We start from the raw sequence: 10,860 nt of genomic DNA on the forward strand, positions 1-10,860 counted from the left end.
CCGACCGCGACCGCCACCCTCACCGCAACGCCGACGCCGACCGCGACCGCCACCCTCACCGCAACGCCGACGCCGACCGCTACCGCCACCCGCACCACGACGCCGACGCCGACCGCTACCGCCACCCTCACCGCAACGCCGACGCCGACCGCGACCGCCACCCGCACCACGACGCCGACGCCGACCGCCACCGCCACCCTCACCACAACGCCGACGCCGACCGTCACCGCCACCCGCACCACAACGCCGACGCCGACCGTCACCGCCACCCGCACCACGACGCCGACGCCGACCGCGACCGCCACCCTCACCGCAACGCCGACGCCGACGCGCACCGCCACCCGCACCACGACGCCGACGGCCACCCCGACGCCGACCGCGACGCCAGGAGGCACCTGCGAAAGCCCGATCGTCATCCCCGCCGCCGGAGGCACCTTCAGCGGGTCGACGAGCGGTGCGAGCGCGCTCGCTGGCACCTGCGCGGCCACCAGCAACGCCCCCGAGCGCGTCTTTGCTTGGACGCCGGCGACGAGTGGGACCGCGCTCCTGCAGGCCTGCGACGGCCTCGCCACGAGCTACGACACGGTGCTCTATCTCCGCGCCGACGACTGTCTTTCCGGCGTCGAAGTCGCGTGCAACGACGACGCTCCCGGCTGTTTCACGAGCGAGCCGAGCGGCCACCACGGTGCGCGCCTCATGCCGAGCGTCGTCGCGGGCCGCACCTACTACGTCGTCGTCGACGGCTACGGCGCCCGGGCCGGCCAGTTTTCGCTCACCATCGTCCCGCCGAACGGCGCGGCGCCGCCGAACATCGCGACGCCCGCACCGAGCCCGACCGCGACGCCGAGCGCGACGCCGACACCGGGAACCCCGAACGGAACATGCGCGCAGCCGGTCGTGCTCCCCGCCGGGGGCGGCACGTTCACGGGTGACACGAGCGGGGGGTCGAGCCACCTCGGAGCGGCCTGCGCAACGAGCGGCACCGCGCCCGAGGCGGTCTTCGCGTGGACGCCGTCGACCTCGGGCACGGCGGAGCTGTCGACGTGCGGGACGGCGGAGACGGCTTTCGACACGGTCCTCTTCGTGCGCGCGCCGGGATGCGCCGCCGCCGACGCCGCCTGCAGCGACGACACCCCGGGATGCGCAACCGCGAGCGGCGCGCGCCACGGCTCCCGCCTCGCGCTACCCGTCGTCGCGGGTGAGACCTACCTCATCGTGGTCGACGGCTACAACGGCAAGCGCGGCCCCTTCACGCTCACCGTGCTGCCACCGTCCTGACGCGAAGACGAGGCGCCACCGCACGGATCGCCGCGCTGGTCGTCATGGACTCGCCGCGGCCGGCGCGGCGGCGAGCACGCGCACCTCGAGCGCACCGAAGGTCCGCAGCGGTGAGGCGCCGATCATGGGCCCGCCGCCCACACGCTCGATCCGCTGCCGCAAGTCGGCATCCGTCGGCACCGTCACGAGCAGTGTCGGCCGGCGTTCGAGAAAACGACCCAGCTCGTAGTCGGTCGTCCAGGGCGACACGATGATCCGCCGTGCCGTCGCCTCGGGCCAGAGCAGCGCAAAGTACGTGGACACCCATCCCATCTCCGTGAGAACGACGCTCGCGTCGCGGTACGGGCTGCTGCGCATCCATGCCGTGAGCAGCTCCATGTCGCGCGGCGGCGACCACGTGATCCATCTCGTTCTCGGGGGCCACTGCTCGAGCCGGGGCATCGCGCTCGCGAGCGCGAGTACGACCGCCAGACCGGCGAGCACGCGTCGCGTGCGGCAGAGCCGAGACCACGGCACGGCAGCGACGGGCAGCAGCAGTACGAGGCCGAGCACGAGGTAGCGGTCGAACACGTTGCGCCCGCGGTTCATCGCGAACCATGTGATCGCGATCCAGAAGGTTCCCGTGACAGCGACGTAGACGACACGCTCGAATCGCAGGAGCTCACGGCCGCGGCGGAGAGCGATGCCAATGGCGACCGCGACACCCATGACGAGCGGAAGTCCCAGGGCGTCGGCGCCGACCTCGGCGATGATGGCAAGCGCGGGCCCGAGCCCGGTCGATACGGCTCCGGCGATCTCGCTGTCCCTGCGCACCATGCTGAGCCCGTAGAGCGGATCGCCGACGGCGAGCATGTTGCCGACACACCAGGCGACCGGAAACATGCCCATCGCGAGGGCCAGGCCGACGAAGCCCCGCCAGCGGCCCGTACTCGCAACGGCGGCAAGGAGGGCGGGCGCGAACCACCAGGCATCGTAGCGAGTCATGACTGCCAGAGCGAGCGCCGTCGCCCCGAGCATCCAGGCAGCCACCGTGGCCTCGCGAGCGCGCATCACGAGCCACAGTCCGATCAGGATCTCGAGGATGAAGGTGCTCTCCGTGAGCGACGTCACGCTGAGCTCGACGTGCAACGGCAACAAGGCGAGCGAGGCGGTCGCCAGCCACGCCGCATTCGGCGCGACGATACGGCGTGCGACGGCCGCGAACACGGGGATCGTCATCGTGCCAGCGACGACGTTCAGGATGCGAACCGACCAGCGCGGATCCGGTTGCACGAGCGCTACGACCGCCGTCAGATAGGTCAGACCAGGCGGCCAGACACCCCACATGACCAGGTGCGGGTTCTGCTGCCACCGCCAGGCCTCGATCGCCCGCGTCGGGCCGTCGCCGGGGACGTCGACGGAGAACGCGGCAACCACCGAGCGCGCTACCAAGGCGATCAGCATCAGGCCGAGCGGCCACGCGGACCCGTCATTCCGGCGTTTCTCACCCGACCGCACGCTTGGCATCTCGTCCACGCCTCCCCCGACGTTTGCCGCCGCCGTCTCTTCCACGACCACGGGCATGACCTGCTTGGGTTCTTCGGGCCAGTCGACTACCGAGACGCCTCACCCGGTCGAGGGTCCGTCCTGTCGAGCTTCTCGCGCTTAAACTCGCTGGGCGTCAAGTCGTCGAGACCCGGCGGGGATTGACCGCACGCGTTGGCGTGGCGTACTCGCCCCGCATGTCCGAGCTGTCCACCGTGCATCGTCGCACCTGTCCGCTCTGTGAAGCGATGAGCGGACTCCGCGTCCAGGTGCGCGGTGCACACGTCACCCGCGCCGAGCCCGGGTGATCGCCACGAAGTCCGTGGCAGTGGTAAGGTGCGCGGCCCTCGATGACGGAACTCGTCGCGATCCTGATCCTCGTCGTGCTGAACGGCGTCTTTTCCGGCGCCGAGATCGCGATCCTCACGATCCGCGACACCCGGCTGCAGCAGCTCGTCGACGCCGGGTCACGCCGCGCGCGCACCGTCCACCTGCTGCGCAACCAGCCCGAGCGCTTCCTGGCGACGGTCCAGATCGGCATCACGGTGGTCGGCGCAGCCGCGGCTGCGCTCGGCGGCGCGACGACGGCGGAGACCCTGGGCGGAGCCCTCGCGCACCTCGGCGTCCCCGCGCGCACCGCCGGGGTGCTGGCGCTCGTGCTGGTCGTCGCCACGATCTCCTACCTCTCGATCGTCCTCGGCGAGCTGGTCCCGAAGTCGCTCGCGCTCCGACACGCCGAGCGCTACGCGCTCTTCATCGGCCCGATGCTGTGGACCATCGCCTGGCTCGTCAGACCCGCCGTGCGGGTCCTGACGGCGAGCTCGAACGTCGTCCTGCGACCGTTCGGCGACAGCACGACCTTCTCCGAGTCGCGGCTCTCGCCCGAGGAGCTGCAGGAGCTGGTCGAGCAGGCCGGCAAGACCGGCACCCTCGACGAGGAGACGAGCGAGATCGCATCGCGCGCCCTCGACTTCGGCCTCCTCACGGCCGGCGAGATCATGCTCCCGCGCAACCGCATCGACGCCATCCCGCGCCATGCCACCTTCGAAGAGGTGAAGCAGGTCCTCCTCGAGGACGGGCACGCCCGCATGCCCGTCTACGACGGCTCGCTCGACAACATCGTCGGCTACGTGAGCGCAAAGGACGTGCTGGCGCTCGCGTGGGAGGGGCGTCTGGTCGTCCTCGAGGACCTGATCCGCCCGCCGCTCTTCCTGCCCGAGAGCACGCGCGCGACCCAGATCCTGGAGGAGATGCGTAAGCGCCACACGGCGATCGCGTTCGTCGTCGACGAGCACGGGGGCCTTTCGGGACTCCTCACCCTGCGCGACCTCATCGAAGAGGTCCTCGGCGTGCTCTCGACGGACGAGGACGAGGAGGCGGAGGAGTTCCTCCGGCTCGAGGGCGAGGGCCGCGCGGTCGCCCGCGGCTACGCCCCGATTCGTGAGCTCAACCGGGAGCTCGGCACCGACCTCCCCGAGGACGAGGACTACTCGACGGTCGCCGGCTACTGCCTCGCCCTCGCCGGCGGCATTCCGCAGCGCGGCACCAAGCTCACCGCACCCGACGGGACGCAGCTCGAGGTCCTCGACGCATCGCCCCACCTCGTACGCCTCGTGCGCGTCGTTCGGCCGAGCGAGGCATGAGCGGTCGCCGGCACGGCGAGACCTGGCTCCTCACCGTCCTCACGCTCACGAGCACGATCAACTGGGCCGACCGGCAGGTCGTGCCGATCCTCTTCCCCGGCATCCGCGCCGAGCTCGGGCTCACCGACACGGAGCTCGGCATCGTGGGCGGGCTCGCGTTCTCCCTGATCTACGCCGTGACCGGATTCCTCTTCGGATTCGCGGCCGACCGCTGGCTGCGGATACGCGTCGTCGCCTTTGGGCTCGCCACGTGGAGCGTGGCGACCGCCGCCGGCGGGCTCGCGACCGACTTCACGACGCTCTTCTGGGCGCGATTCTTCACCGGCATCGGCGAGGCCAGCCTCTTTCCGTGCGCCGTCTCCCTGATCGGCGAGCGCTTCCCCCCCGAGCGCCGCGGCCGCGCCCTCGGCATCTACGGCATGTCGGCCGCGATCGGCGCCGGGCTCGGCGTCGGCCTCGGCGGACGCGTCGCCGACGTGCTCGGATGGCGCACCGTCTTCTTCCTGTACGGAGGCAGCGGCCTCCTCCTCGTCCCGCTCCTCCTGACGCTGCCCGAGGCCCGCCGTCCCCGGCGCGACCACGCGCTCGACCACCCCGTCGCCGTCGTGCGCGCGCTCCTCGCCGACGCGCGTCTCAGCCTGCTCTGGCTGGCCGGCATGACCGCGATGGCCTCGGGCATCGGCTACGCCGCGTGGGTCCCGTCGTTCTTCGTGCGCGATCACGGCCTCGACGTCACGGGTGCGGGGCTCCTCTTCGGCGCCGCGGCGCTCGTCGGCGGCGTCGCGGGCAGCCTCCTCGGCGGGATGCTGGCCGACCGCCGCGGCCGCGTCCGCCCGGCGGGCGAGGTCGACGTGGCGATCGGGAGCGGGCTCCTTGCCGCGCCGCTCATCGCCACGACCCTCGACCTCACCTCCCCACTGCTCTTCGTCCCCGTCGGCCTCCTCGCATCCACCGCCATCTACGCCTTCTTTCCCGCTCTCCAGTCGCTCCTCGTGCGCATCGTGCCGAAGGAGCGGCACGGCACCGCGGCAGCGCTCAACGTCTTCTTCCTCGGCGGGCTCGGGAGCGCCCTCGGCCCGTTCGTGGTCGGTCGGATCTCCGACGCGAGCGGCAGCCTGCACACGGCGCTCCTCCTGCCGGCCGCCGGCTTTCTCGTGGCCGCCGTGATCGTCGCGCTCGCAGGACGGCTCGCGCGGCGGGCCTGAGCCGGCGCTGGCGCGGACGCGCCGAGTGTGAAATGGCCTTCCGTTCCGCGCCCTCCGCGCGGCGAAAGGAATCGAGCCATGGGACGAGTTACGGGAGACAAGGGTCGCTTCAACAAGCAGCGCCGCCAGAAGATCGCCAAACGCGAGGAAATGCGCACGCTCCGGAAGGTGTGGGCCGAGAAGGCCATCGCCACACCGGCGAAGCCCGCCGCCAGCTGAACGCCCCTCGCCCCGTCTCAGGCCGCCCGGGATCGCCATGACCGAAGGCAGCCGCCGCGCCATCGTCGCCGCGTTCCTCGCGAACCTCGGGATCGCGATCGCGAAGCTCGTCGCCTTCTCCTTCACCGGCGCCGCCTCGATGCTCGCCGAGAGCGTCCACTCGCTCGCCGACACCGGGAACCAGGCGCTCCTGCTGCTCGGATCTGCCCGGGCGCGCCGGGCGCCGACCGCCGAGCACCCGTTCGGCTTCGGACGCGAGCGCTACTTCTGGGCGTTCGTCGTCGCGCTCGTGCTCTTCTCGCTCGGCGCGCTGTTCGCCATCGTCGAGGGCATCGAGAAGCTCCTCCACCCCCACGAGCTGTCGTCGCCCGAGTGGGCGCTCGCCGTGCTCGCGATCGCGATCGTGCTCGAAGCGTTCTCGCTCCGCACCGCGATCCACGAGGCGCGCGCGCTTCGCGGCCGCCGAGGCTGGTGGTCGTTCATCCGTCGCACCAAGCTTCCCGAGCTGCCCGTCGTGCTGCTGGAGGACGTCGGCGCGCTTCTCGGCCTTCTCTTCGCGGCCGCGGGCGTCGGAATCGCCCTCGCGACGGGCGACCCGCGCTGGGACGCGCTCGGGAGCGTCGCGATCGGAGTCCTCCTCGGCGGCATCGCCGCCGTGCTCGCGATCGAGATGAAGAGTCTCATCATCGGCGAGGCCGCCGACCCCGACACGGTCGAGGCCATCCGCGGGATCCTCGCGGCCGGCGACGGCGTGACGCACGTCGTCCACCTCCGGACGCTCCACATCGGCCCCGACGACCTGCTGGTCGCGGCGAAGCTCGCGTTCACGCCCGAGCTACCGCTCCGGGCCGTGGCCGACGTAGTGAACGTCGTCGAAGCCGCCGTACGCGCGCGCGTGCCGGTCGCCCGCCTCGTCTTCATCGAGCCCGACGTCTGGCGCTCCGAGCGCGCCGCGCAGAGTACCGCCGCCCCGCGGCCGCGCTGAGGGCAGCCGCGCGCGGCTACGCCGGGGCGATCGTCGCCATCATCTCGTCGAACTCCCAGTGGCCGCGGAGCGACACGAGCTTTCCGGCGTCGTCGACCTTGTAGGTGAAGACGCCGTCGCAGCGGGCCCGCATCCCGTTCGGCATGCGGATCGTGAGCGTGAGCACGTTCGCGCACTCCATGCCGCAGGCCCACGAATGGTGCACCTCGAACTCGATCGTCGTGGGCGCGATCTGCTTGTCCCAGAACGCCGAGATCGCCGCGACGCCGCGGTGGCCGTCCCCCGCCGGATCGATCGGCGACTTGCCCACCGGGTCTTCGATGACGGCGTCGGGCGCGAAGAGCGCGAGCCAGTCCTCCTTGCGCTTGGCCATGACGGCGGCGCGCGACTTGATCGACGCGGCGCGGGCGGGATGCTCTTCGGGCACGGAGCCTCCTATTTCGCGGCCCCGTCGGCGGGCGTGCCGACAAAGGCGTTTCGGGTGAGAGCGAGGCTCGGCGTGTCGGCGCGGGACTCCATCTCCTCGTAGATCCTCCGGTAGCCGGTCTTCGCGATCTTCCAGGCGCCGCCGATCTTCACGTACTCGTCGTGGTAGTAGGCCGAGCCCCGGATCGTGATCTTGGCCTCGGTCTCGATCACGACGTCGTCGAGCGCCCAGACGCCGGTTGCGGTGGTCGGGCTCGTGAGCTCGATCTCGGGATGGTGGACCCGGTGGCTCGAGATGCGGGTCGCGGAGCCGAGCGCATCCTTCAGGAACGCCAGGATCGCGGCGCGCCCGTCGAAGCGGAAGTGGCCGTCGCCGTAGGCGGAACGGCAGTCTTCGGTGAGACAGGCGCCGAGCGCATCCCATTCCTTCAAGTCGAGGGCGCGGAGATAGCGGTACTTGAGGCGCGCTATCGCGTCGTGCTCCACGAGATCGCCGGGCGTGAGATCGTTCGGGTCGGGCATGGCGATTCCTCCGCCGCCGCTTACAACAGCTCCGCGGAGAGCACCAACGCCGCGCGAATTGCACGACCCTGCACTTTCTTGTGCGAACCCGCGCGGAGCGCTACTCTCCGCCGACCTATGGAGACCGCTCAACGCTTCGTCGGACGCACGGCCATCGTCACCGGGGCCGGATCGGGACTCGGACGCGCCGTCGCGGCACGCATCGCCGCGGAAGGCGGCATGGTCGCGTGCCTCGACCTCGCCGCCGACGCCGTACACGACGCGGCGCGCGGCGTCGGCGGCGGAGCGCGCGCCTACCCCACCGACGTCAGCGACCCCGGGTCGGTCAAGGCGGCCGTCGAGGGCGCCGCACGCGATCTCGGGCGGCCGTCGATCGTCGTGACGTGCGCCGGCATCGGCAAGTTCGCGCACGCGGCCGAGATGCCGTTCGAGGACTGGTCGCGCATCATCGCGGTCAACCTGACCGGCACCTTCCTGGTCGTCCAGGCGGCGCTTCCCCATCTCCTCGACGGCGGCGGCTCCATCACGACCATCGCCTCGAACGCGGGGCTCCAAGGCGTGCCGTACGGCGCTGCCTACTGCGCCTCCAAGGGCGGCGTGATCCAGTTGACGCGGTCGCTCGCCGCCGAGTTCCTCGCCCGCGGCGTGCGCGCCAACTGCGTCGCGCCGGGCGGCATCAAGACGCCCCTCCAGCGCGCCTTCGAGCTCCCGCCGGGCGGCGACCCCGAGCATCTCCGCCGCCTGATGACCCCGCTCGGACGCAGCAAGCCCGAGGAGGTCGCGGCGCTCGTCGCCTTCATCGCTTCCGACGAGGGCCGCTACATGTCGGGCGCGATCGTACCGTTCGACGGCGGCCTGACCATCTGATGCGCTTCTCCTACGCGGAAGCGATGTGCGACCCGGCGCAGTACCTGCCGCTCGCGCGCACCGTCGAGGAGGCCGGCTACAGTTCGTTCACGATCGCCGACAGCATCTGCTATCCCGAAGTCTCCGACAGCACCTATCCGTACACGCCCGACGGGAATCGCGAGTTCCTCGACGGCAAGCCGTTCATCGAGCCGTTCGTCCTGATGGCGGCGATGGCGGCGGTCACGACCACGCTCCGCTTCACCACCTTCGTCGTGAAGCTCCCCATCCGGAATCCCGTCCTCGTCGCCAAGCAGGCGGCGAGCCTCGCCGTCATGAGCAACAACCGCTTCGTCTTCGGCGTCGGGACGAGCCCGTGGCCGGAGGACTTCATCGTGACCGGCACCGACTGGACCACGCGTGGCGCCCGGCTGAACGAGATGATCGCCATCATCCGCGGCCTCACCAAGGGGGGCTACTTCCAGCACCACGGCAAGCACTATGACATCCCGAGCATCAAGATCTGTCCGACGCCGACCGAACCGATCAAGATCCTGATCGGCGGCCATGCCGAAGCCGCGTTGAGGCGAGCCGCCCGGAACGACGGCTGGATGCACGCCGGCGGCGACCAGGCGACGCTCGAGGAGTACGTGAAGCGCCTCCACGAGCTCCGCCGCGAATACGGACGGGAGCGCCTGCCGTTCGAAATCCACGCGATCTCCTTCGACGGCTTCACCGTCGACGGCGTGAAGCGCCTCGCCGACCTCGGCGTCACCGACGTGATCGTCGGCTTCCGCAACATGTACGACACCGACGCCACGCCCCTGCAGAAGAAGATCGACGCGCTCCGGCTCTACGCCGACCACGTCATCGCCAAGAGTGGCGCCGCGTGAAGCCCGGGGAGCCCGCCGCCATCGAGGAACGGCGGCGCTGCGCTGATCGACGTGACGTCAGTACCGCGACGGCAGGACGACAGTCGCCAGGCAGGGTGACACCGGACCGTCCTGCGTCGAGATGACGACCTCGACGTCGACGCGCGGCTCCCCGTCGACGAGGTCCTTCTTGGTCACCCGCCCCGTCAAGATCATGTCGTCCCCCGCGCACACGTTGTCGCGCATCGCCATCCGGATGCGGCGGACGACGGCGGTCGGTCCGGCCCAGTCGGTCAGGAAGCGGCTGATCATGCCGAGATTGAAGGGCGTGTTCAGGAACACGTCCTTCGTCTTGGAGCGCTCCCGGGCGTAGTCGCGGTTCGAGTGCTGCGGGGAGAAATCGCGCGTCGCCGATGCGAGGTACACGCAGCGCGTGAAGGTGATCGGCATCGTGAGCGGCGGAAGCTCGTCCCCCTCGCTCACGTCCTCCCAGCAGAGCAGGCGCGCCGGCATCGGCTTGTACCCGGTGCGGCCGCCCTGGATGACCTCCTCGACGGCCGGGCTCCAGCCACCGCCCGCGTCTGCCCCACCCGCAGCCGGCACACCGGCCTCGCGTCCGTACCCGAAGGCCGTCATGCGCTCGCGCACCACGAGCTCGCCGTTCTGGTTGCGGTAGAGGCGGTCCATCGTCCAGAAGTGCCCTTCACCGAGCCGCGTCTTCTTCCAGGGCGAGACCGACACGAGCCGTTGGCTCACGCTCACCCGGTCGCCCACCTGGAGCGGGACACCGGTCTCGATCTCGATGTTCTGGATGATGCCGACGGGGAGATCGAGGATCTCCTTCACGTCGTAGTGGATGTGGCGCGCCGGCTCGCGCTCGGTAGGCGGCCACGGCCAGCGGAACGGCAGCGCGAAGGTCGTCATCACCGAGCCCGGCGGCGCGACCAGATCGTCGAAGCCGCGCGAGCGCGCGTAGTCGCGGTCCAGGTAGAGGAGGTTCCCGTCCTCCAGCGTCTCGCACCAGTGTCGAATCAGATACTCGTCGACCGCGAGCGGCGCCGGCTCGGAGGGCGACTCCTGCGTGAGAGCCAGGAGGCGAGCCTTGGCGGCCTCCGAGAGGTGCTCGGGCAGATAGTCGAGACCGCTCTGCTCTTCCGTCTTCACCATGGACCTCGGGGATGCGTGAAATGGGGCCGCGCGCGAACGAGGCACCCTGACCTGAAACTTACGCAGCGTCAACGGCCGGCACCAGGTGATAGCCGAGTTGGCGGGCCGTCTCGGTGAGTTGACGCAGACGGCGCTGCTGGAATCGAGCGTCGTAGGCCTGGGCGCCTTCGTCG

11 protein-coding genes are annotated in these 10,860 nt (G+C 70.8%); 7 read left to right on the forward strand and 4 right to left on the reverse strand.

Features of this window, described 5'->3' with window-relative positions; genetic code table 11:
* The coding region (locus tag IT293_19335; protein ID MCC6766820.1) for a hypothetical protein at window positions 1–1,278 on the forward strand (1,278 nt) is incomplete at its 5' end.
* Window positions 1,279–1,320: 42 nt separating this feature from the next.
* Here the strand turns inward: IT293_19335 and IT293_19340 are convergent.
* Window positions 1,321–2,721 (reverse strand): glycosyltransferase family 39 protein, encoded by a 1,401-nt coding sequence (locus tag IT293_19340; protein MCC6766821.1) that lies wholly within the window; start codon window positions 2,719–2,721, stop codon window positions 1,321–1,323.
* 455 nt (window positions 2,722–3,176) lie between these two features.
* On the opposite strand from IT293_19340, the gene IT293_19345 reads away from it, so the two are divergent.
* From IT293_19345 to IT293_19360, 4 genes are all read left to right on the forward strand, one after another.
* Complete coding sequence (locus tag IT293_19345; protein ID MCC6766822.1) at window positions 3,177–4,445, forward strand: HlyC/CorC family transporter; 1,269 nt, start codon at window positions 3,177–3,179, stop codon at window positions 4,443–4,445.
* The gene (locus IT293_19350; protein MCC6766823.1) at window positions 4,442–5,650 is read left to right on the forward strand and encodes an MFS transporter; all 1,209 of its coding nucleotides are present in this window, start codon (window positions 4,442–4,444) and stop codon (window positions 5,648–5,650) included. The genes IT293_19345 and IT293_19350 overlap by 4 nt, the downstream gene beginning before the upstream one ends.
* Before the next feature lie 78 nt (window positions 5,651–5,728).
* Window positions 5,729–5,869, forward strand: coding sequence for a hypothetical protein (locus tag IT293_19355; GenBank protein MCC6766824.1), 141 nt, complete (start codon window positions 5,729–5,731; stop codon window positions 5,867–5,869).
* 37 nt (window positions 5,870–5,906) lie between these two features.
* Window positions 5,907–6,854, forward strand: coding sequence for a cation diffusion facilitator family transporter (locus IT293_19360; protein MCC6766825.1), 948 nt, complete (start codon window positions 5,907–5,909; stop codon window positions 6,852–6,854).
* Between the two features lie 16 nt (window positions 6,855–6,870).
* On the opposite strand, the gene IT293_19365 is transcribed toward IT293_19360, so the two are convergent.
* The gene (locus tag IT293_19365) at window positions 6,871–7,227 is read right to left on the reverse strand and encodes a nuclear transport factor 2 family protein (protein MCC6766826.1); all 357 of its coding nucleotides are present in this window, start codon (window positions 7,225–7,227) and stop codon (window positions 6,871–6,873) included.
* Window positions 7,228–7,289: 62 nt separating this feature from the next.
* Window positions 7,290–7,802, reverse strand: a complete 513-nt coding sequence (locus tag IT293_19370) for a nuclear transport factor 2 family protein (GenBank protein ID MCC6766827.1) — start codon at window positions 7,800–7,802, stop codon at window positions 7,290–7,292.
* 117 nt (window positions 7,803–7,919) lie between these two features.
* On the opposite strand from IT293_19370, the gene IT293_19375 reads away from it, so the two are divergent.
* Window positions 7,920–8,669 (forward strand): SDR family oxidoreductase, encoded by a 750-nt coding sequence (locus tag IT293_19375; protein MCC6766828.1) that lies wholly within the window; start codon window positions 7,920–7,922, stop codon window positions 8,667–8,669.
* Complete coding sequence (locus IT293_19380; protein ID MCC6766829.1) at window positions 8,669–9,541, forward strand: TIGR03619 family F420-dependent LLM class oxidoreductase; 873 nt, start codon at window positions 8,669–8,671, stop codon at window positions 9,539–9,541. Before IT293_19375 ends, IT293_19380 begins: the two co-directional genes overlap by 1 nt.
* 57 nt (window positions 9,542–9,598) lie before the next feature.
* On the opposite strand, the gene IT293_19385 is transcribed toward IT293_19380, so the two are convergent.
* Complete coding sequence (locus IT293_19385) at window positions 9,599–10,687, reverse strand: MaoC family dehydratase N-terminal domain-containing protein (protein MCC6766830.1); 1,089 nt, start codon at window positions 10,685–10,687, stop codon at window positions 9,599–9,601.
* Window positions 10,688–10,860 lie beyond the last annotated feature (173 nt).

It is taken from the genome of Deltaproteobacteria bacterium (genome assembly GCA_020848745.1).
In the GTDB taxonomy this organism is placed as follows: Bacteria; Desulfobacterota; Binatia; order UTPRO1; family UTPRO1; genus UTPRO1.